The organism is Pseudomonas sp. TH06, assembly GCF_016651305.1.
GTDB lineage: Bacteria > Pseudomonadota > Gammaproteobacteria > Pseudomonadales > Pseudomonadaceae > Aquipseudomonas.
This window is the reverse complement of the sequence record NZ_JAEKEC010000001.1, coordinates 721,037-742,151: the sequence shown is the minus strand read 5'-3', so window position 1 is coordinate 742,151 and position 21,115 is coordinate 721,037. Positions and strand designations below refer to the sequence as shown.

Genomic DNA, 21,115 nt, shown 5'->3' with positions numbered 1-21,115 from the left:
GAGTTATACAGTAACACTAAAAAATGCCGAATTATAAGCCTCGGTATTCTATAGAGCTGTCTAGAACACGCATCTCGCCTGATTCATGATGAAGGTGAGGCAGATTCAGCTTGTCGGCCAAGTCGCGACAGCAGCAGCCGATCCATTAGCCACACCACCACCAGCGAAGCCCCCACTAGCGGGAAAATCACCGCCAGCGCCAGCATGATCACCACGCCTGTTTTCCACTTCGGCAAATCATGCCGCAGCGGTGGCACGCCGAATTTGCCCTGTGGCCGGCGCTTCCACCAGATCACCACGCCGCTGACGGCGCTGAGCAGAATCATCAGGCAGATCAGCAGCACGACGATCTGGTTGAAGGTGCCGAACATCTTGCCTTCATGCAGCATCACGCCGATTTCCGTGGCGCGGGCCACCGTGCCGTACTGCTCGAAACGCACGTCGGCGAGGACTTTGCCGGTGTATTGATCGACATGCAGGGTCGCGTCGTTGCGCGGATCATCGGCGAACACGGCGATGGTGAAAACACCGGTGGCGGTGGTCGGCAGAGTGATGCTGTAACCCGGCTCGACCTTGCGCTGCGTAGCGATGTTCTGCGCATCTTGCAGGCTGATGGCGGGTGCGGCGGGACCGTGTTGCATACCGCTGTGGGCCATGTGTTCGGCGTGGTCGCCGGACATTGGCATCGGCGTGTTTTCCATCGCCCATGGCACGGTCTGACGGGTGGCGCTGTTGAGGCTGCGGGCCTCGACGTCGGAGGTCGGTACGTTGTCCCACATCGCTGCCGGGAACACGTTCCACACCTGGGCGTATTGCTTGCCCCAGAATCCGGTCCAGGTCATGCCACTGAGCAGCATCACCAGCAACAACGTCGCGCCCCAGAATCCAGTGACGGCGTGCAGGTCTCGCCACAACACGCGACCGCGACTGTTCAGGCGCGGCCAGAGAATTCCTGCAGCCTGGCCGCGTGGCCACCAGAGGAACAGACCCGACACCACTAGCACCACGCCCCAGCCAGCGGCCATTTCGATCAATCGGTCACCGACGGTGCCGATCATCAATTCGCCATGGATGGCGCGTGCGATGGCTTGCAGATTCTGCTTGGCATCCTGCTCTCCAAGGATGTCGCCGTGGTACGGATCGACGAACACATTCAGTTCGTGACCGGCGTTGGTTACGACGAATTGCGCGCTGCGTTCGGCGTTCGCTGGCGGCAGATATTGCTTCACCTGGCCTTGTGGATAGGCGCTTTTCACCCGTTGCAGCAGGTCATCGGCCGGAACGGTGTGATGACCGGCCGGAACGTTGAGCAGGCTGCTGTACATCAGCGAATCGAGCTGCGGTTTGAACAGGTAAATGATGCCGGTCAGGGCCAGCATCACCATGAACGGTGCGACGAAGAGACCGGCGTAAAAATGCCAACGCCAGGCCAGGTTGTAGAAATTCGGTTTGGGCTGTTTCATCACGTTTGCTCCGCTTGGCTTGGATCTTCTAGTTGTCGGTTGAAACGCTGACCTGTGGCGAGGGAGCTTGCTCCCGCTGGACTGCGCAGCAGGCCCTTGCTCTTCAGATAAAGATAAGGGCCGCTGCGCGCCCCAGCGGGAGCAAGCTCCCTCGCCACAGGGGCAGTGTTCACATCGGGAAAATTACCCGGTGTTTTAGAAACTCATGTCGACCTTGGTCCAGAACGTGCGCCCTGGTTCATTGATCGCTTGCGGGTCATTGGCCGGGTAGCCGAAACCGGCGTTGCCCGCCAGGTTCAGGTGTTCGGCGTAAGCCTTGCCGAACAGGTTGTCGACGCCGCTGCTGACCTTCCAGTTCTTGTTGATCCGATAGGCGCCGTTGAGCGAGAACACGCCGAAGCCCGAACTCTTGTCGTAATCCTTGCCGACCACGTTGCCCTTGTCCTGGTCGATACGGTTTTGCGCGGCAACCACTCTCCACAGTGCACCGGCGCTCCAGTTGTCTTCGCTGTAGGTCAGGCCGAAACGCGCATCCAGCGGCGGCATCTGCGGCAGTGCCTTGCCGTCGCTGCTGTTCTTGCCCCAGGCGTAGGCCAGGGTCGCATCGGCTTTCCAGTTGTCGGTGAGGTTGTAAGCGGCACCGAGTTCACCGCCCATGATCCGCGCGTCGATGTTTTCCGCGCGCGAAGTGCTCATGCCCATCATCGTCGGCGTGTAGTCGAACAGGATGTAGTCACGCACCACGCCGATGTAACCCGAAGCCCAGGCTTCGAGATCGGCGCTCTTGTAGTTCACGCCGAAGTCGAGCTGAGTGGTCTTTTCCGGTTTGATCGAATCGAAGGCGTTGAGCGAGCCTGTGGGGCCGGATTTCGGCGAGAACAGCTCCCAGTAATCCGGGAAGCGTTGCGCGTGACCGACCCCGGCGTAGAGCGTGGTCGGGCTGTCGGCCAAGTCGTGCTCGTAACGCACGAAGCCGCTAGGCAGGGTGTCGGCGCGGGTTTCATCGGCGGTTGGATTCGGTCGGGACATCATTCCGGAGCCGCTGGTCTGCCGATAATCCTTGGCCGAGGCGCGATCAATCCGCGCGCCAGTGATCAGGCGATCACGATCGGCGGCGTACCAGGTCATTTCGCTGAACACGCCGTAGTTATGGAAGTCGGCGTCCTTGGTGTAGGGCTGATCCTTGTAGGTATCGATGCCCATGCCGCTGCGCTGGCGGTGTTCGTTGGTCTGCGCGTCGAGGCCAGTGATCAACTGGATATCAGCCCAGCGCCAGGTGGCCTTGATCCGCGCGCCGAGGGTGCGGCGGTCGACGTTCGACGCCATCGGCCCGGCCATCATGCCGGTGCCGGATGGCTTGCGCAGGGTGTAGTTGTCCATCACATGGTCGGCGTAGTTGTAGTAGACCTGCGCCTCGAGTTTCTCCAATACGTCGGTGATGTTGGATTTCTCGATGCGCAGACCGAGGCTTTCGCGCAGGAACTGCGAGCCGTCCATACCCCGTCCGGCATAGCGGGCTTCGCCGTCACCCTTGCCGGCGGTCAGTTCGATCAGGGTGTCGGCGTCCGGCGTCCAGCCGAGCGCGACGTCGCCATTCCACTTGTCGTAGCGCGAGCCGACGATGTCGTTGTTGCCGTCGCGATAGTCGTCGGAGTGCGCGGTGTTACCGATCACCCGCACATAACCCAATGGCCCACCGGCAGCGGCGTCGACGACTTTGTCGAAGCGTCCGTGGGAGCCGGCCAGAATGCTCGCGTTCACTCGTGTGCCGAGTTCGCCGAAGCTCTCTGGCTCACGGTCAAACAAGACCGTGCCCGCCGATGCACCGGGGCCGTAGAGCACGGTTTGCGGGCCTTTGATCACGGTGAGTTTGTCGTAGGTTTCCGGCGAGATGTACGAGGTCGGCGCGTCCATCCGGCCGGGGCAGGCGCCGAGCATCACGCCGCCGTTGGTGAGGATGTTCAGGCGTGAACCGAACATGCCACGCAGCACGGGATCGCCGTTGGTGCCGCCATTGCGCACCAGGGCAAAGCCCGGAATGGTCTTCAGATAATCACCGCCATCGCTGGCCGGCACCGGTTGGCGCGGGTCCTTGGGGTTGGTGACGATGGTCAATGGCGAGCTCGGCGCGATGCCGGTAATTACCGTCGGACTCATCTCTTCAACGTGGCCTGCGTGCTCATCGGCCAGCACCAGCGGGGACAGCAATACGCCGCAAAGGACGGCGGTGGCGTGCGAGAAACGAATCCGCGATTCGTTCATGGCAAAGGACGCCTGGGCAACGCCCGAGCGCGGAACAGCAGAAAACCTGGACATGACAATTTCCATCAGACAGTCGTAAACGACACGGCCGGCAGCCTGAAGCTGTCTTCTCAACCGTGTGCAATCAGTGGTGGGTGATTACGCTGCGATGGGCGGGGCGCGGGTGCGGGCGCCGGGGAAGAAGGTTTGCCGGGCGTGGCCCAGGCGCGGGGAGGGCGGGGTGAACGTGTTGACGTGGGCGATGCTGAACGTGGCGAAGGTGCCGCCGCCGGTCAGCGCCGGGCAGTTGAACAGCAGGCTGCAATAGCCGCATTTTTCCCACAGCACATGGTGTGAGGATTGCGGCGGGCAGTGTTCGGCGACGGGTTTTGCACCGTGCCCGGAGTGATCCATGCCGGGCATGTCCATCGACATGTCCATGCTCATTGGCATCGACGTCGAGGCGCGCTGATCCATCGGCATCGACTGAGAAATCAGTGGGCCGATGAAGATCATCAACATGGCGAACAGGGCAATCCAGCTGCCGCGGGTCAGGTGTTCAATCTGACGGCGTTGCCGGGTTGGCCTGGCGCTCAGCGGGCGCATGGGCGAAGTCTGCCGAAAGGCTTACTGAGCGTGCGCGTGAGCCTGCGTTGTTTCCGGTGGCTTCTTCTGCACGGCGACTTCGACGGTGACTTCACCGGCCTTTTCGAAATGCATGGTCAGCGGGAAGCGTTTGCCGTCGGTCAGCAGACTGCGGTCTTTGAGCTCCAGCAGCATCACGTGATAGGCCATCGGCGCGAAGGTCACCTTGCCGCCAGCGGGGACCGACACGTTCGGCACTTGCTGCATCTTCATCAGATCGCCCTGCATCACGTGCTCGTGCAGCTCGGCTTTGCCCGAGATCGGCGAGTCGACGCTGAGCAAGCGATCGTCGGTCTTGCCGGGATTGCTGATCACGAAATAAGCGGCAACGGTTGGCGCGTTGGGTGGCAGTTCCTGCGACCACGGATGAGCGATTTCCAGCTCACCGGCCTTGTATTCGTGGGCATGGGCGAAGCACGCAGGCACCAGCAGCGCGGCGATGACGATAAGTTTGTTCAACATGGCAGTTCTCCAGAACGATTTGAAACGCAGGTCAATTGCGCGAACAAATCAAACCAGAGGGGAAGCGCGGGGATTGAGGCTCGGCCATTGCTGGCGCGGCGTGGGTGCTTGCAGCAAGGCAGGCGCGACGCTGCGATTGCTGTCATAGCGGGCGAAATACAGCTGTGGCGAATGCCCCGGCAGCGCCACCAATGGTGCCGAGCCCGAGCAACACCAGCAATGCTGCATGTTGGAATGGGTGTCGTTGGGCGGGGCTTGCTGATCGGTGGTGCCGATGTTGATCGCGACCATCTTCGTCCCGCTGCCGGTGCAGAAACTGCTCCAGAGCAATTGCTCGGCCGGTGAATTGGCCGCTTGCGCCATCGCTCCCGTCATCGGCATGGCGAGCATGTTGAACAGCACTGCAAAGCAGGCGATCCAGGCAAATGCTAGCCGGTGTCGGTTCATTGGACAGATCCGTTGGGTGGGCGATCAGGCGCGGCTATTTAGCCTGATCAGGGCCGATAAGTAAAAAAGCATCGTGCGGTTTGGTGTCGCAGCGCTTTTATAGCGTTACGGCATGCAATCTCAAACCCAATGCCTTCATGACTTTCATGATAGTTGCGAATTCGGGATTGCCAGTGCTGCTCAACGCCTTGTAAAGACTTTCGCGGCCCAAACCTGCGTCCCGTGCTACTTGAGTCATGCCCTGGGCCCGGGCGATATCATTGAGCGCAGCACGGATCAGAACGCCATCGCCTTCGTCGTCGTCAAAACAGGCGTCCAGATATGCCGCCATGTCCTCGGGAGTTTTGAGGTACTCGGCGGCGTCAAAACGGGCGAATTCTTCGGTCATGATTTACTCCTCATTTCCGATGTTATGTGCCATCTGCACGGCGCGTTTGATGTCTCTCTTTTGTGTCGATTTGTCGCCTCCAATCAGCAGCAGATAAATCACTTCACCTCGACGTGTGAAATACATCCTGTAACCGGGGCCGTAATGAACACGCATTTCATAAACGGTATCACCGACGAACCCGCAGTCGCCGAAGTTGCCATATTCGGCTGCCTTAAGCCTGGAGATGATTCGACCTTTACCGGTGATGTCTTTCAGGGAGTCGAGCCATTCGGAAAATAGGCGGGATCGTTCAATGGCGATCATGTCGGGATCGTATTCCTTGGGATACAAGCTGACAAGCTGCTTTTCCTGGCTGTCTGCTTGTCTGGATTAAAGGAACCGAAGTATTGGAGTGAGGGGGAGTGAAGAACAGTCGGCTGCGTCCTCAAATTTCGCAGGCAAATTCGCAGATAAATTTGAAGTCAGGAAAAGTCTGACGCCGTCAGGGCTTTAAGGACTTCAGACGTAGATGCAAACTCCCGATCAACCGCCGCCAGCCCCGGCCGCTTCAACACAAGTACCGGCACCCCACGCTCGCGCGCCACTTCCAGCTTCGGCTCGGTGGCGGTGCTGCCGCTGTTCTTGCTGATCAGCACATCGATCTGCCGCCGCTCGAACAACGCTCGTTCATCCTCGAGCAGAAACGGCCCGCGGGCGCCGATCACTTCGCAGCGTTCGTTGCCCGGATAAACATCCAGGGCGCGCAAGGTCCAGAACTGGTCCAGAGGGATTTCGTCGAGGTGTTGCAACGGCTCGCGACCGAGGGTGAACAACGGGCGGCGAAACGGTTTGAGTGCGGTGATCAGTTCGGCCCAATCGCTGACTTCGCGCCAGTCATCGCCGGGTTGCGGCTGCCAGGCAGGGCGACGCAAGGCCCAGCAAGGAATGCCGGTCAGTTGCGCGGCGATGGCGGCGTTCTGGCTGATTTGCGCGGCGTAGGGGTGGGTGGCGTCGAACAGCAGATCAATGCCTTGGTCACGAATGAATTGCGCCAGACCTTCAGCGCCGCCATAGCCACCGACGCGCACTTGGCAGCTAAGGTCGGTCGGCACCCGGCCAACTCCTGCCAGGCTGTAAATGTGTTCCGGCCCCAGCGTGCGGGCGATGGCCAGCGCTTCAGTCACACCGCCCAGCAGCAGAATCCGCTTCATTGAAAACCTCCGGCATGACCAACAATTCCACCCTGTCGATCAATCGCAAACACTTCGATCTGAACCTGCGCCGGCACGACGCTGCGAGCGAAATTCAACGCGTGGCGACAGACTTCATCACCCAGTGCGATCCCCGCCGCACTGGCCATCGCCAATGCCTGCTGGCTGGTGTTGGCCTCACGAATGCTTTGCTGCAAGATTTCGTCAGCACCAATCGCCGCCGCCCACTCAGCGAGCTGTGGCAAGTCGATGCTCGAATGTCTTGAGTGCAGATCCATATGCCCGGCCGCCAGTTTGCTGATCTTGCCGAACCCCCCGCACAGGCTGAGTTTATCCACAGGTACTTTGCGCAAATGCTTGAGCACTGCGCCGACGAAATCGCCCATTTCGATCAGCGCGATTTCCGGCAGGTCGTAGACCCGCCGCATGGTGTCTTCGCTGGCATTGCCGGTGCACGCGGCGATGTGCAGATAGCCGTTGGTCCTGGCGACATCAATGCCTTGATGGATCGAGGCGATGTAAGCCGCGCAGGAAAATGGCCGGACGATGCCACTGGTGCCGAGGATCGACAGACCGCCGAGAATGCCCAGGCGCGGGTTCATGGTTTTCAGCGCCAGCGCTTCGCCGCCCTCGACGTTGACCGTAACGTCGAAGCCGCCGGCATAACCGGTTTCGGCGGCGAGCAGGCTCAGGTGATCGCTGATCATCTTGCGCGGCACCGGGTTGATCGCCGGCTCACCGACACCCAGCACCAGCCCGGGGCGGGTCACGGTGCCGACGCCAAGACCTGCATTGAAGCGAATTCCTGGCTCGTCTTTCAGTTGCACACGCGAATAAAGCAGCGCGCCGTGGGTCACGTCCGGGTCGTCGCCGGCATCCTTGATCGTCCCGGCTTCGGCGCCGTCAGCGGTCAGGCGACAGAACTCCAGACGCATCTGCACTTGCTTGCCCTTGGGCAATACAATCTGCACCGCGTCGGCCGAGATCCCGCTGAGCAACAGGCGAGCGGCAGCGAGGCTGGTGGCGGTGGCGCAACTGCCGGTGGTCAGGCCACTGCGCAGCGGTGCGGGTTGTTCGGCGGTTTCGTCACGCATCGAGAGGTTTGACCAGATCGAGCAGAGTGATCGGCAACGCCTGGCGCCAGGTGTCGAACTCGCCGAGTGGTTGCGCCTGAGCGACATGGATACGCGTCAGTTCGCCGCCGAAGCGTTCACGCCAGTTCATCAGGGTGACTTCACTTTGCAGGGTCACGGCGTTGGCGACCAGTCGGCCGCCGGGTTTGAGTTGTTCCCAGCAGGTCTCGAACACACCGTCGCGGGTCACGCCGCCGCCGATGAAGATGGCGTCCGGGCGCTCCAGTCCGGCGAGTGCCTGCGGCGCACGGCCCCGTATCAATTGCAGGCCGGACACGCCCAAGGCGTCGCGGTTGTGTTCGATCAATTGCTGGCGACCGTCGTCGGCTTCGATGGCCAATGCGCGGCAGCTCGGGTGAGCGCGCATCCATTCGATGCCGATCGAGCCGCTGCCGGCGCCGACGTCCCACAGCAGTTCGCCGGGCGTCGGCGCGAGGCGGGCGAGGGTGATGGCGCGCACGTCGCGCTTGGTCAGTTGCCCGTCATGCCGAAACGCCGAGTCGGGCAGGCCGGCCAGTCGCGACAGGCGCGGGGTGTTCGCGTCGGCGAGGCATTCGATGGCGATGACGTTGAGATCGGCAAGCGGCGAGTCGTTCCAGTCATTGGCGCTGCCGTCGATCCGCCGCTCAGCATTGCCGCCCAGCTGTTCCAGAACGCTCATCCGGCTCGAACCAAACCCGCGTTCGCGCAACAACTGCGCGACGGCGGCCGGACTCTGCCCATCATTGCTCAGCAACAACAGGCGCACACCGCTGAACAGTTGCGCGTTGAGCGCTGCCAGCGGTCGGGCGACCAATGACAACGTCACCACCTCTTGCAACGGCCAGCCGAGACGGGCGGCGGCCAGCGAACAGGAGGACGGCGCGGGCAGGATCAGCATCTCGTCGCTCGGCACCTGACGCGAAAGGCTGGCGCCGACGCCGTAGAACATCGGATCACCGCTGGCCAGCACACAAACAGATTCGCCGCGACGTTCAAGTACCGGCGTCAGGGCAAACGGACTCGGCCACAATTGCCGCTCGCCACGAATGCACACCGGCAGCAGGTCCAGTTGACGCTGGCCGCCGACGATCCGCGAGGCGCCCATCAAGGCTCGCCGGGCATTTTTGCCCAGGCCCTTGAAGCCGTCTTCACCGATTCCCACAACCGTCAGCCAGGGTGACATCTATATTCCTCTAAACATGCCATTCCGACGGGCAGACTTTTCATGCCATCGGACAAAGCAGGCATAATACCGCGCCTTCGCCCGCGAAGCGCCTTTCCCACGCAGCCGGTCAACCCCTTGAACGAACGCCCGATATCCACCGCTTTACGCCCCTCGGCTTGCCCGGGGTTGCTGCGTATTGTCCAGGCCTTGGACGGTGGCATCTGCCGGATCAAACTCAATGGCGGCTCCATCAGCGCCGACCAGGCGGACGCGGTGGCCAATGCCGCCGAGCAATTCGCCGGCGGTGTGATCGAAGCGACCAACCGCGCCAACCTGCAAATTCGCGGGATCGGCGAGCAAAGCAGCGCGCTGATCGACAATCTGCTCGCGGCCGGGCTCGGCCCACGAACAGCAGCGGGCGACGATGTGCGCAACCTCATGCTTAGCCCCACCGCCGGGATTGACCGGCAGATGCGCTTCGACACCCGCGCACTCGCCGAGCAGATTCTCGACACGCTGCAAAGCCATCCACGTTTCCCCGAGTTGAGCGCCAAGTTCGCTGTGCAACTGGATGGCGGTGAAGCGTTGGCGATGCTCGAACATCCGCATGATCTGTGGTTGTCGGCTTTCGAACGCGACGGCGAAACGTTGCTCGCGTTCGGTCTGGCCGGATGCCCGACGGATCGGGCGGTCGGCGCGGTGACGCTGGAAAATGCTCATGCGCTGGTGGTGGCGGTGCTGGAGCTGTTTCTGGATCTGGCTCGACCTGAGCAGACGCGGATGCGTCATGTGCTTGATGAATTGCCGATGCTGGCGTTTCTTGAACAGCTCAGGGCACGCCTGCCGATCAAAGCGATCAACGGCTGGCAGCGCACCCCGGTAACCGACGATCTGCATATTGGCGCTCAACCACAAAACGCGGGCAACCTTGTCTACGTCGGCGCAGTACCGCCACTCGGTCGCCTTGACCCGATCATGCTGCGCGGTGCCGCTCGACTGGCCCGCCAGTTTGGCGACGGCAGTCTGCGTTTCACGCCGTGGCAGAGCCTGTTGCTGCCGAACGTGGCAGCGGCTGATGCAACGCAGGTGATCGAAGGCCTTAAACGATTGAATCTGCTGGCCGAGGCCGCTGAGCGTCTGTCGAGAATGATCGCCTGCACCGGTTCCGCTGGCTGTGGCAAAGGTCTGGCCGACACCAAGCACGATGCCCGGTTGCTGGCGACGCTGTTGCCCCAGGCGCAGAGCGTGCACCTGTCCGGTTGCACGCGCTCCTGCGCTGCCGCTCACTGTGCCCCGGCGACGTTGCTGGCCGTCAGTCCCGGTCACTACGACCTCTATTTTCGCGATGCAACGCAGCCAGGTTTCGGCGCGTTGCACGCACGCAATCTTACTATTGAAGCGGCCGCGACCCTGCTCGCCGCCCGCTCCCGGAGCCCCCTAGATGCTTGATTACATCCGCGACGGTCAGGAGATCTATCGCAACTCCTTCGCGATCATTCGCAGCGAGGCCAATCTGGCGCGCATCCCGGCCGACCTGGAAAAGCTCGCGGTGCGGGTGATCCATGCCTGCGGCATGGTCGAAGCCGTTGACGGTCTGCAATTCTCTGACGGTGCGGGCAAGGCCGGGCGCGCTGCGCTGGCCGCCGGTGCACCGATCCTCTGTGATGCGCGAATGGTCTCAGAAGGCGTCACCCGTGCACGTCTGCCGGCGAACAACCAAGTGATCTGCACCTTGCGTGACGACAGCGTGCCGGAGTTGGCCCGCGAGTTGGGCAACACCCGCTCCGCTGCCGCACTGGAACTCTGGCGCCCGCATCTGGCAGGCAGCGTCGTGGTGATCGGCAACGCGCCGACCGCGCTGTTCTATCTGCTGGAAATGCTCGACGCCGGCGCACCGAAACCGGCGCTGATCCTCGGCTTTCCGGTGGGCTTCGTTGGCGCCGCCGAATCGAAAGCCGCGCTGGCGGCTGACAGTCGCGGCGTACCGTTTGTGATCATGCAAGGTCGGCTCGGCGGCAGCGCCATGGCCGCCGCAGCGGTCAACGCTCTCGCCACGGAGATCGAATGATGCAGGCAAAAGGACGTTTGATTGGCCTGGGCGTCGGCCCCGGTGATCCGGAACTGATTACCGTCAAGGCTCTGCGCCTGCTGCGCGAATCTCCAGTGGTGGCGTACTTCGTCGCCAAGGGTAAAAAGGGCAACGCCTTCGGCATCATCGAAGCGCACCTGCAGGACGCGCAAAACCTGCTGCCGCTGGTGTACCCGGTGACCACCGAAGTTTTGCCGGCACCGCTTTCCTATGAGCAGGTCATCAGCGATTTCTACGACGAAGCCGCCGAGACCGTGGCCGCGCATCTGGATGCCGGTCGTGACGTCGCGGTGATCTGTGAGGGTGATCCGTTCTTCTACGGTTCCTACATGTACCTGCATGATCGCCTGGCCACCCGCTACGAAGCGCAAGTGGTGCCGGGTGTGTGCTCGATGCTCGGTGGCGCTTCGGTGCTGGGCGCGCCGCTGGTGTATCGCAATCAGAGCCTGTCGGTACTCTCCGGCGTGTTGCCCCACGACGAATTGAAACGTCGTCTGGCTGATGCCGACGCCGCGGTGATCATGAAGCTGGGGCGTAATTTTCCCAAGGTCCGTCAGGTGTTGGAAGAACTCGGTCTGGCCGAGCGTGCGCTGTACGTCGAACGCGCGACCATGGCCAATCAGAAGATCGTGCCGATGGATCAGGTCGAGCCGATGTCCTCACCGTACTTCTCGTTGATCATCGTGCCCGGCGAACGGTGGCAAGGTTGATGACTCCAACCACCCCCGCCATCGTCATTCTCGGTCAGGGCAGCCTGGCCACCGCCCGCCGCATTCAGCAGGTGTATCCGGCCGCGCAGATCCACGGCCTCGCCGGACGGGTTGAGGGCGCCGACTGCACTTATCAGGAATTCGGCGCGACCCTGCGTGAGCTGTATCAGCAGGACACGCCGATCATTGCCATGTGTGCTGCCGGGATTGTCATTCGGACACTGGCGCCGCTGCTGCTGGAGAAAGGCGCCGAACCACCGGTACTGGCCGTTGCCGAAGACGGCAGCGCCGTGGTGCCACTGCTCGGTGGCCTCGGTGGCGTGAATGTCATGGCCCGGGAAATCGCAGCAGGGCTGCAAGTTGCCGCGGCGATCACCACCAGTGGCGAATTGCGTTTTGGCACCTGCCTGCTCAATCCACCGAGCGGCTACGCACTGGCGGATCTGGAACTGGGCAAGCGCTTTGTTTCCGATCTGCTGGCCGGGCACAGCGTACGTATCGAAGGTGCGGCGCCGTGGCTGGAGCAAGCGCAATTGCCGGAAGATCCGCAGGCGCAGCGCTCGATTCATGTCGGCAGTGTCGAGCGAGCAGCGAGTGCCAATGAGTTGTTAATCTATCCGCGCAGTGTCGCGGTGGCGGTGAGCAGCACAGTGGTTGACCTGCCGAATGCCGTTCGCGCAGCGTTGCAACAGGCGAACGTCGCGGTGCCGGCGCTGGCCTGTCTGGTGGCGGCTGATACTGAAATGGCTGCGGCGAATCTGCGTGAAGCAGCCCTCGAACTGGCTGTGCCGTTACGCTTTGTCACGGCACAAGAAGGCATTGAGGCACTGGCGATTGCTGCGGTGCCAGAGGCGAAAGTCGTGCTGGTAAATGCCATGGCAATCGCGATCACCGAACAGCCACTGGACGTCGAGAAAGTCGGTCGTCCACGCGGGCGTCTGGCCGTGATCGGCCTCGGCCCCGGCGCGGCCGAATTGATGGTGCCGGTGGTGAAAGCCGAACTGGTTCGCGCCACCGACGTGCTCGGCTACGAAACCTACGTGCGCATGGCCGGCCCGTTTCGCGATGATCAAGTGCAGCACTGCACCGACAACCGCGAAGAAATGCAACGCGCCCGCCACGCCTTCAGATTGGCCGCTCAGGGCCGTTCGGTGATTGTCGTGTCGTCCGGTGACCCGGGCGTGTTCGCCATGGCGGCGGCGGTGCTCGAAGCGCTGCACGAATCGGATGATCCAGCATGGCACAGCGTCGATCTGGAAATCCTCCCGGGCGTCTCGGCCTCGCTGGCTACCGCCGCGCAGGCCGGGGCACCGCTGGGTCACGACTTCTGCGTGATGTCGCTGTCGGACAACCTCAAGCCGTGGTCGATCATCGAAAAGCGTCTGGATCTGGCTGCCGAGGCGGATCTGGCGCTGGCGTTCTACAACCCGATCTCCCGCGCCCGCCCATGGCAACTGGGCCGGGCGTTGGAAATTGTCGCGCAGCATCGCACCCCTGAAACTCCAGTCGTGCTGGGGCGTGACATCGGCCGGCCAGGGCAAACCTTGCGGACCACCACACTGGGCGCGTTGACCCCGGATCAAGTGGACATGCGCACGATGGTGCTGATTGGCTCGTCCACCACCTGCACGTTCCCTCGGGCGACGGGGGGTGACTGGGTGTATACGCCTCGCTGGTACCCAGACAAGCCGAATACCTGACCGCTGCTCACCGCTGCCGTGCATTTGTAAGCAACTTCGATTGCGGTGAGATCTGGTCAAGACTTCTGGTGTTAACAATTGCTGTAAATAACAAGGCCGCGAACCTCTGGGTTCGCGGCCTTTTGCGTTTATGCGACAGGCACCCATCGGGCGCAATTGTCGCCGGAGTATTCGACGGCACAGTTTGAATGTCGGCTGATGTTTCGAAGGTCATCACTTGAATCTCTTCACGTTTGAATACGTGGTCTATGCGCAATAACTTTCCGCCAAAGCGCATGGCTGTTTATTCATTCAAGGACGGAAAGTGATGGGAAACTACGAAAGTCAGACAGAGCACCCCGAGTTCATTTCACCAGAAGAGTTTGCAGAGATAACCAGGGCGGTGAAGAAGTCTGCGAGCTCGATGGAATACGATGCACTTGTCCAGCACTACCAGTCATCCATCGCAGCGGTCGAGCCGGATGAAAAGCTGTTGGCGACAAAGCTCTTTCAAGAAGTAATGACATCAATACGGCGTAACCGCAAAACGCCGGCGTCAGCCTCGATCGATCGCATCAGCACACGGCTGGAACACTATGTTTCGCGGTTGACCAATACGGTAGCGCTGTTGTCCGGGGCCAGTTCACCGGTGCCGAACATCATGCATTTCGTTTGGGTGGGTGGCAGTGAAGTCGGCGTCAATCAGCGCGACTACATGAACATCTGGCGCGAAGTGCTGAAACCTCAGGATTACACGTTCAACCTCTGGTACGACAGTGATGCGCTGCTGGCCTTCGAGATGAACCGGGTCATTCTCGACAGCGCCAGGGTGCATGCGATGGAGTCCGGGGGCGATCGCGTCACGAAGCCCAGTGCTCTGGCGCAAATGATCGAAGACCGCGCCCGCGTCCTCAAGCACCAGATGTTTGTGTATCTCAACCAGCCACAGTGGGCCGGGAGGGCGGACGAAGCGCGGATTGACCTGATGGTGCGCGCCTACGGCAAGGATCGCGCAACGCTCGAAGCCTTTCGCCAGCAGTGTCTGGACACGCACCTGAACATGGTCGGGCCGGACCTGCGTTTGCGTGACGCTCGCCACGAGTTTGCCGGGCACTTTTTGCAGGATGTCTATCAGCGTGAAGTTGCCATGCGCGGCAATTTCGCGGCGGCCAGTGATGTCGTGCGATTGCAGGCCGAGTATCTGGAGGGCGGGCGTTACAGCGACATGGATTACTTGCCGCCGCTGGCCGAGAAGTTGGGCGGCGTCGATATAAGAGGCTTCCATCCAAACGAACGACTCTGGGTATTGAAACAGCTGCTGGATCACAACCCAGGGTTGATGCCAGGGCGGGATCCACTTCGTTACAAGAACGAAACAGGCAGCATTCCCGAAGGTCATGCAGAGGCATTAACCGCGTTTGCACGCAGCAAGCCCGCTCTTCACGACATATTCGTTGCCCCGCCAGCCAGTCGGGTTCCCCAAGGCGCAATTCGATTGGGTACGGCGTACAGCGATCCTTCAAGAGGGGAAATGAACGCTCATATGCTGGCGCATCCCGGCGCGGGCATGACCCGGTCCATTATGGAAGTCATCCGGTTCAACTATGACTGCCTCAATGAGGTTGATCACCGGATGGTTGCAGCAGGTGCTGATTGGGGAGATGTTCGTCGACTGGGGGAAGTCATCGATACGGTATTGAATGAAAGGGGCGCGCAAGGCATCACACTTTCCCATGCCGACATGCGCTACATGGGGCTTCTGGATGTCGCGATTCGGCAATATTACTCGGACGGGATTCGCCCTGAAGCGCGCGGCACGATTGTACTGACCGGGCCGTCTGCGGCGAGTGCAGGCGTCGGTAAGTACACCGAAACGCATCTATTGCTTGATCAGTGGGAAGCCGTTCGCAAAGAACTCAAATTGACTGAAGGCTTTAACTTATCCACAGAGGAAGAAAACATCACCGGCTGGACGGTCAACGGTGATCCCGAGCAATGGCTGGCCAAAGAACAGGAAAAGTGGCAAACCGGCAAACTCAAATCCCGTTATGTCGGCAGTGTCGATGACCTGCTCAAGGGACAGACCCTGACCTTCAAACAAGGCTGGCCGGTGATCGAAGGCAAGCCGGTATTGTTGACGGCGGTGCTGCAACAACTGATGGACGATCTGGGTGAACCATTCATCCGCGCGATGAAGGACAAACTGAGCGGTGACATCAGCTTCGATAAAGCGTTTTCCATAGGCTTTGACAGCCGTCAGCAAATCCTTGCGCAAACTGCCAGCGCCCTCCCGATTTCGCTGGGCGCCGAGTCCACCAGCAACCTCAACGAACTGTTCACCCGCGTTGCTCATGGCTCGCTGGGTGTCGAGCACCTGAGCCCCTTGTTGCGCGTCATGCTGGGGGGCGTGTTCGGCGCCACGAGTCTGGACGCCGAGGGCTTCGCCAGGGTGTGGCAGGAGGTGTCGAATATCGCCCGGGACACCACAGAGGCTGGCGTATTCGCCCGTTACCGCGCCATCGAAGCCGCCTTGCATCAGCGGCAGGCACCGGTACTCGCAACCGGCGTTGCGCGCCTTGCTCAACCTGACACGCACACCGCGCAAGAGCTCAAGGTGCTCGCGTTGAATGAAGCGCTGACGCTGACCCAGTGGCACGAGCGTATCGGCCAGATAAACAGCACGGCGCAACGCGAATATCACACGCAAATCCTCCAGCGCAGCGGCCAGGTGCGTGACGTATTTTTCAAGGCTGGCGCGGTGTCTGCGCGGCAGATGCCGCAGGATCTGCTGATGCGTACAGACGGCGACCCGGGTCGACGCTGCTATCCGTTGGCGTTGTTGATGGCCTCGGCATTGGGGCTGAGTGAGTCGGCCGAGCGTGCGCTGATCGGTCGGGTGGCCAATGCCGGCCTGTCGCCGGACGACGCCGATTCGCGGGCATTGCTGCTGGCACTGGATGAATTGCATGAAGTCGCCACCAGCGAGGTCGGCACACCGCAGGGCATGCATGGGCTGGACAGTATCGTGCAGACACTGGAAGCGCAAACCGCACCGGCGATACTGCTGCTCAATACCGGTGATCATGCGCTGTTGCTGGCGAAGGTTCTGCTCAGGGGCGAGATTGTTTATCGCTTTTATGATCCCAACTTCGCGATCTTCGGTTTTGCCGGGGTACGCGAACTGCAACTGGGCATGGAGCGCTACTTGAGCGCTGGCGACGGCGCGATGGCCAGACTTTATGGTCTGGGTGAGCTCGCCACGGCGCAGTTCAACGTGACCGAGTTGAATGCCGAGAGGATCGCCAACAAGGTGCTGTCGTCGAACGTGCAAGTCGGTCGTTTTCTGCAAAACGGCGTGATTGCCGATGCTCAAGGCGTGTCGGTCTGGGAAAGACAGGCCGTCGGGCGCACGCGCTCGCTGGGTGAAAACTCACGTATGGGCGCCAGCCTTGCGCAACTCGATGCTCGCTACTGGGCGCAGGCACTCGACCAGGCCACTGTGCGTTTGCGCAACGAGTACAAACTGGGTCGTGAATACCTGCCCTTGCTGGAGACTGTCGAGAAAACCCCCGGAGCAGGTTATTCGTTGACGCTGGTTGACGCGCACGAGCCGAAAAACGCCCTCAAGGTCATCACCGCCGATGTGCGCTTCAGCAAGATCAAGCAGCACCTGCAGCGTCTGGTAAAAACACTGGCCGGCAGGGACAGCGGCGCGAACGAAGCCGACGGCGGCAGTCGTCTGAGTTTTGCCTTTGCGATCCAGACCCTGATCACGGAAATGCGTCATCGCGATTACCTGGCCGGTGACGCGCAAGTACCGGCCTTGTCGATCGCCTTGCAAGTGCAGGTCTACGTCAACTATGCCCAGTTGGGCTATGGCGTCTTGAGCGACGCGGCACAGATCGTCAGCCTCGTGCGGCAGGTGGCGGCGAGTGAGCAGGCGCTGGCGCTGCGTCAGTCGTCACTGTCCGGACGGCTGTTGGGGCGTGCGTCGACGGTGGCCGGGTTTGGATTTTCCCTGGTCAATATCGGTTTCGACATCTATGGACTGAGCGTCGCGCAAAACCAGGAGCAGCGCTCGCGACTGGCACGCAACTGGCGTTTGATGTCGCGGCATTGGGGCTGGATGTTTTCGCCTTGGCCGCCGGTGGAACCGCAGGCGCCGCGGCGTCGTTTCTGGCGGTGCCGTTGCTGGGAATCGGCATTGGGGCGACGGCTATCGCCAGCAACCTCGGGCAGATCAGCGACAAGGCTCAGGCCGTGGGCGCGCATCTGCGCAAGATTCAGGACGCTTACGGGCAAGGCGCCTACACGCGCAAGGATGGCGTGCTGACTTTCGAGCCAGAAGCCGTGATCACCCACCTCGACTTGCGCAGCAATCAGATTCGCTTCGACAGCCAGAAGTTCTACCCGATGGTTCGCGGCGGTCTCGAACTGCCGCAGATCGACCCACGTCCGCAACGGCTGGACCAGGCGATCAATATCCGTGAGGCGCTGGAGTTGCCGCAGGTCATTGGCCTGATCCGCCCCGTGCCCGATGAACTGCACACCGTGGTTCTGCCCTGCACACCGGCCTGCTTTTACGCTTATGAGTATCAGGTTGGCACAGCCGGCTACCCATACCAGCCTAGCGCTGGAGAGTTGCAGCGCGAGCCGCTGACGTCGAGTGAGATCAGCTCGCCGGATCTGTTATCGATTATTTCCCCCGGCGTGTTGATCCAGAACTTGTTGAACCCGCGTATCGAAACCCAGTACCCCCATTTGCGTAACAGCACCGTGGACAAGCTGGAATTCGACAAACAGGGCAACCGGCGTTTCTACTTCTTTGCCAATACGCCGATTCCGCACATTCTTTACAAGCTCACGCCGGTCTGCCAACCGACCACAATTGTCGTGACGCTGGATGCACTGGTTCGCCAGTTGGTGGTGCCGCAACTGCCACCGGAATGGCAAACATTCATCAGTTACGAAATCACGGCCCGTTCGACCGGGGTGTCTCAGTTATGGCTGACCCCGGGGCTGGTGACCGTTGCACTGAAGGTGGCGGGGCCCGGTCAATGGGCGGTCAACGCACCGTGGGTCAAAGACACGCAGATTCGCTTTGAGGGCGATTCTTTGCTGATCGATGGCATACGGCTGGACGGCCGTGTGGACTTTCTCAGTCTGGCCGGGGGCGAGCTGTTTCAGGTTGATCGCCCACGCAAGCGCTTGAGCCTGCTATCCATCACGGTCGAGGACAACAGCGTGCAGCCAGCCAAAGGTACCTTTGGGGTGACCCTTGAAGACCGTGGCAGCCTGCCGAAAGCCCTGGCGCGGATCCGCCAACTGGCCAAGGCGCAGCGTTTGGCCGCAGCCTACCTTCCTCTTTACAAGTTCAAGGTGCCTTTTACCCCGGCAGCACAACCGGTGTTCACCACGGCTTACTTCGACACCGCGAATGATCGGGTGCTGTATGCCCGGGATCTGCCGGAGGCGGTCAACGAAGGCCTTCTACTCGGCGGCGTCAGCGGCCAAAACGCCTGGTTCTACCACCCTGACTATCCAACAATCTGGCGGGTCGACACCGTCACCGGTACGGTCAATCACCGCTATCGGCTGATGAACGCGGATGGCGGCTCATCGATCAGCAGTGTCGAGCAAGCTGCGGACGGGCAGCTGCGGGTCACGCAACACATCAATAAAGGGACGACGTTCGGCGCCAACATGACCATGGATTATGTGATCGCTGCGCAGACACTGACACTCGTCTGCATCAACACATGGGAAACCTGGCGCCACGATCGGTTGTTTGCCAATGACGAAGAGGACTGGAGCCTGTGGATCGAGCGCTTGCAGCCAGAGCAAGCCTTCGATGACGGAACACCCGCCATGGCGGCATCGATCAGCCCGTGGAAACCCACTCCGTTTATAAACGGGCGTGTGCATCTGTTCAGCGAGTTCCAGTATTCGGTGTGGATTCGTTTGCACGACAACGCGTTCTTTCGCGATGACAGCGGATCGGCCGAGCGAACTCTGCTGATGTGGGATCAGCCCGACGCATCAAGCCAGCTGTTTTTCGACAAGCACCTGACAGCGCTGATTCGCAGTGCGGGCGATCCGAACGATCCTGGCGGCTTTATCGATGAAATGCTTGAGACGGATGTCGTTGACGTCGCTTCGCTTGGCGGTCGTTACATTGCCACCCGATCGGATGGACGACTGTTCGAAGTCGGCAGCGATGCCTCGCTGAAATTCGTTGGTGTCGGCCAGCGCTGGCTCACCCGTCACCCGGACTGGCTGGTGGCACTTCCCGCGCTGATGAAGACCCCGCAAGAAGCGCCGTTTCCGATCATCGGTTTGCGCAATGTGTCTGGCAGTGGCTTGCTCGCGGCCTGGTGCGTGGGTGAGCGGCTTCTGCTCGCGGACATCGGACACGGCAAGGAACTGTCGCTGCTGGGGCTGACCCCTGATCAACAAGCCGCCTGGCTGCTCGATGTTTCGGCCGGGCAACTCTACCGCCAGACGCTAATCCGGATCGATGCCTTGCATTCGGCGTTTGTCGGCGCGCAACTGCGGCATCCCGAACGTTTGCCAGTGGCACAGAAGGTCTGGGCGCAATGGACGTTTGCCGAGGTGACGGCCCAAGGACAGGGCCTGCTCGGGCGCAGCCGCGAAGGGGTGAATCTGCAACTGCTGGATCAACAGCCTGGGCTTATTCTCGGTGTGAAAAATCAGTGGTCGCATCGTCCGGGGCAGAACTCGGCGCAGTTGCGGATACGCTTGAAAATACTCCTGCAGGGCCAGCGCCATGCGCCGGTACTGACCGTGGAAAACGTCGGCAAACGCCACACCTACTATGTGCCGCAGCTGGATCGTCTGTTCGATGTCGCCGGGCGTTCGGATGGCCAATGGGCGGTGTTTCTGGGGACGCGCAACGAATCGGTGGCGATGCTCTTCGACCCGACGGACGATCTGATCTTCAGCCGTGGCGCGACGCCTGAAATGTGGATTGGCAACAGCTATGCCCAGCGTGAAAAAGAGGTGATGACCCTGGAAATGAACGGCGTGGTCGGTGATGTCATGGCGCTGCTGCCGGACGGCGTCGACAAGTTGGTACTGAGCTTTGGTGCGCAGGCATCGACCTATCGGATCTCGGATGCAGCCTGGCAGCGGCTGGACTGCATTGTGCTTGATACCCGACAGCCAGAGGACGCTGCGGAGTCGGTCATCGGTACGCTGGTTCTGGACATTGCCAACAGCCGAAGTCTGCTGGTGTCGCTGGTCGAAGGGCACTTGCTGTTCAGCGATCCGGACAACGCGCACACGCTGATTGTACGTGACGTCAAACCCGAAGACGGCAAATCGGGGGCGCCAGTGCAAATAAGCATCAATGTTGATGGCCGGTACGAAAGGTTTTTGCTCGAACATTGGTTGAATGCCTTGGAACAGAAACGGCGCAATAATGGGGTTGCCACGCTGGAGGCACTCTTGAATAACAAGATCTGACATATCGAGGCAAACTTAAAATACAAGGTCGTG

15 protein-coding genes and 1 pseudogene are annotated in these 21,115 nt (G+C 60.9%); 6 read left to right on the top strand and 10 right to left on the bottom strand.

Annotated elements, in window-relative coordinates; all coding sequences use genetic code 11:
• Window positions 1–83: 83 nt before the first annotated feature.
• The 10 genes from JFT86_RS03325 to cbiE all read right to left on the bottom strand — a co-directional run bounded on the left by JFT86_RS03325 (window position 84) and on the right by cbiE (window position 9,137).
• Entirely contained in the window at window positions 84–1,463 is a 1,380-nt protein-coding gene (locus tag JFT86_RS03325) for a PepSY domain-containing protein (RefSeq protein ID WP_201235707.1), read from the bottom strand.
• A 195-nt stretch (window positions 1,464–1,658) separates the two neighbouring features.
• Window positions 1,659–3,779, bottom strand: a complete 2,121-nt coding sequence (locus JFT86_RS03320) for a TonB-dependent copper receptor (protein WP_201235706.1) — start codon at window positions 3,777–3,779, stop codon at window positions 1,659–1,661.
• 84 nt (window positions 3,780–3,863) lie between these two features.
• Window positions 3,864–4,310, bottom strand: coding sequence for a DUF2946 domain-containing protein (locus JFT86_RS03315; RefSeq protein ID WP_201235705.1), 447 nt, complete (start codon window positions 4,308–4,310; stop codon window positions 3,864–3,866).
• A gap of 21 nt (window positions 4,311–4,331) precedes the next feature.
• The gene (locus JFT86_RS03310; protein ID WP_201235704.1) at window positions 4,332–4,811 is read right to left on the bottom strand and encodes a copper chaperone PCu(A)C; all 480 of its coding nucleotides are present in this window, start codon (window positions 4,809–4,811) and stop codon (window positions 4,332–4,334) included.
• 48 nt (window positions 4,812–4,859) lie between these two features.
• Entirely contained in the window at window positions 4,860–5,258 is a 399-nt protein-coding gene (locus JFT86_RS03305; protein WP_201235703.1) for a DUF2946 domain-containing protein, read from the bottom strand.
• A 97-nt stretch (window positions 5,259–5,355) separates the two neighbouring features.
• The gene (locus tag JFT86_RS03300; protein ID WP_007914567.1) at window positions 5,356–5,646 is read right to left on the bottom strand and encodes an addiction module antidote protein; all 291 of its coding nucleotides are present in this window, start codon (window positions 5,644–5,646) and stop codon (window positions 5,356–5,358) included.
• A gap of 3 nt (window positions 5,647–5,649) precedes the next feature.
• A complete protein-coding gene (locus JFT86_RS03295; protein ID WP_201235702.1) occupies window positions 5,650–5,952 on the bottom strand; it encodes a type II toxin-antitoxin system RelE/ParE family toxin in 303 nt (100 codons plus the stop codon).
• Window positions 5,953–6,110: 158 nt separating this feature from the next.
• Window positions 6,111–6,839, bottom strand: a complete 729-nt coding sequence (locus JFT86_RS03290) for a cobalt-precorrin-6A reductase (RefSeq protein ID WP_201235701.1) — start codon at window positions 6,837–6,839, stop codon at window positions 6,111–6,113.
• Window positions 6,836–7,933 carry a cobalt-precorrin-5B (C(1))-methyltransferase gene (locus tag JFT86_RS03285; protein WP_201235700.1) on the bottom strand — a complete coding sequence of 366 codons (1,098 nt, stop codon included), beginning with the start codon at window positions 7,931–7,933 and terminating at the stop codon, window positions 6,836–6,838. Before JFT86_RS03285 ends, JFT86_RS03290 begins: the two co-directional genes overlap by 4 nt.
• Entirely contained in the window at window positions 7,926–9,137 is a 1,212-nt protein-coding gene (gene cbiE / locus JFT86_RS03280; RefSeq protein WP_201235699.1) for a precorrin-6y C5,15-methyltransferase (decarboxylating) subunit CbiE, read from the bottom strand. Before cbiE ends, JFT86_RS03285 begins: the two co-directional genes overlap by 8 nt.
• A 132-nt stretch (window positions 9,138–9,269) precedes the next feature.
• Between cbiE and cobG the strand changes: the two genes are divergently transcribed.
• The 6 genes and pseudogenes from cobG to JFT86_RS03250 all read left to right on the top strand — a co-directional run bounded on the left by cobG (window position 9,270) and on the right by JFT86_RS03250 (window position 21,082).
• Window positions 9,270–10,568, top strand: coding sequence for a precorrin-3B synthase (gene cobG / locus JFT86_RS03275; RefSeq protein WP_347340324.1), 1,299 nt, complete (start codon window positions 9,270–9,272; stop codon window positions 10,566–10,568).
• Entirely contained in the window at window positions 10,561–11,187 is a 627-nt protein-coding gene (locus tag JFT86_RS03270) for a precorrin-8X methylmutase (protein ID WP_201235697.1), read from the top strand. The genes cobG and JFT86_RS03270 overlap by 8 nt, the downstream gene beginning before the upstream one ends.
• Window positions 11,187–11,918: a precorrin-2 C(20)-methyltransferase gene (locus JFT86_RS03265; protein WP_201238547.1), complete on the top strand. Its 732-nt coding sequence runs from the start codon at window positions 11,187–11,189 to the stop codon at window positions 11,916–11,918. Before JFT86_RS03270 ends, JFT86_RS03265 begins: the two co-directional genes overlap by 1 nt.
• The gene (cobJ, locus tag JFT86_RS03260; RefSeq protein WP_201235696.1) at window positions 11,918–13,618 is read left to right on the top strand and encodes a precorrin-3B C(17)-methyltransferase; all 1,701 of its coding nucleotides are present in this window, start codon (window positions 11,918–11,920) and stop codon (window positions 13,616–13,618) included. Before JFT86_RS03265 ends, cobJ begins: the two co-directional genes overlap by 1 nt.
• A 307-nt stretch (window positions 13,619–13,925) precedes the next feature.
• A pseudogene (locus tag JFT86_RS03255) lies at window positions 13,926–17,675 on the top strand (TcdA/TcdB catalytic glycosyltransferase domain-containing protein); the annotation flags it as partial.
• Between the two features lie 59 nt (window positions 17,676–17,734).
• Window positions 17,735–21,082, top strand: a complete 3,348-nt coding sequence (locus JFT86_RS03250; RefSeq protein WP_201232172.1) for a TcdA/TcdB pore-forming domain-containing protein — start codon at window positions 17,735–17,737, stop codon at window positions 21,080–21,082.
• The last annotated feature ends 33 nt before the right edge of the window (window positions 21,083–21,115 follow it).

Excerpts from the sequence above, each read along its gene's own strand:
- JFT86_RS03295 (WP_201235702.1), bottom strand. The coding sequence starts at position 5,952 with ATGATCGCCATTGAACGATCCCGCCTATTTTCCGAATGGCTCGACTCC.
- JFT86_RS03270 (WP_201235697.1), top strand. The coding sequence starts at position 10,561 with ATGCTTGATTACATCCGCGACGGTCAGGAGATCTATCGCAACTCCTTC.
- JFT86_RS03310 (WP_201235704.1), bottom strand. The coding sequence starts at position 4,811 with ATGTTGAACAAACTTATCGTCATCGCCGCGCTGCTGGTGCCTGCGTGC.
- JFT86_RS03315 (WP_201235705.1), bottom strand. The coding sequence starts at position 4,310 with ATGCGCCCGCTGAGCGCCAGGCCAACCCGGCAACGCCGTCAGATTGAA.
- cbiE (WP_201235699.1), bottom strand. The coding sequence starts at position 9,137 with ATGTCACCCTGGCTGACGGTTGTGGGAATCGGTGAAGACGGCTTCAAG.
- JFT86_RS03285 (WP_201235700.1), bottom strand. The coding sequence starts at position 7,933 with ATGCGTGACGAAACCGCCGAACAACCCGCACCGCTGCGCAGTGGCCTG.
- cobJ (WP_201235696.1), top strand. The coding sequence starts at position 11,918 with ATGACTCCAACCACCCCCGCCATCGTCATTCTCGGTCAGGGCAGCCTG.
- JFT86_RS03305 (WP_201235703.1), bottom strand. The coding sequence starts at position 5,258 with ATGAACCGACACCGGCTAGCATTTGCCTGGATCGCCTGCTTTGCAGTG.
- JFT86_RS03325 (WP_201235707.1), bottom strand. The coding sequence starts at position 1,463 with ATGAAACAGCCCAAACCGAATTTCTACAACCTGGCCTGGCGTTGGCAT.
- JFT86_RS03265 (WP_201238547.1), top strand. The coding sequence starts at position 11,187 with ATGCAGGCAAAAGGACGTTTGATTGGCCTGGGCGTCGGCCCCGGTGAT.
- JFT86_RS03300 (WP_007914567.1), bottom strand. The coding sequence starts at position 5,646 with ATGACCGAAGAATTCGCCCGTTTTGACGCCGCCGAGTACCTCAAAACT.
- JFT86_RS03320 (WP_201235706.1), bottom strand. The coding sequence starts at position 3,779 with ATGTCCAGGTTTTCTGCTGTTCCGCGCTCGGGCGTTGCCCAGGCGTCC.
- JFT86_RS03290 (WP_201235701.1), bottom strand. The coding sequence starts at position 6,839 with ATGAAGCGGATTCTGCTGCTGGGCGGTGTGACTGAAGCGCTGGCCATC.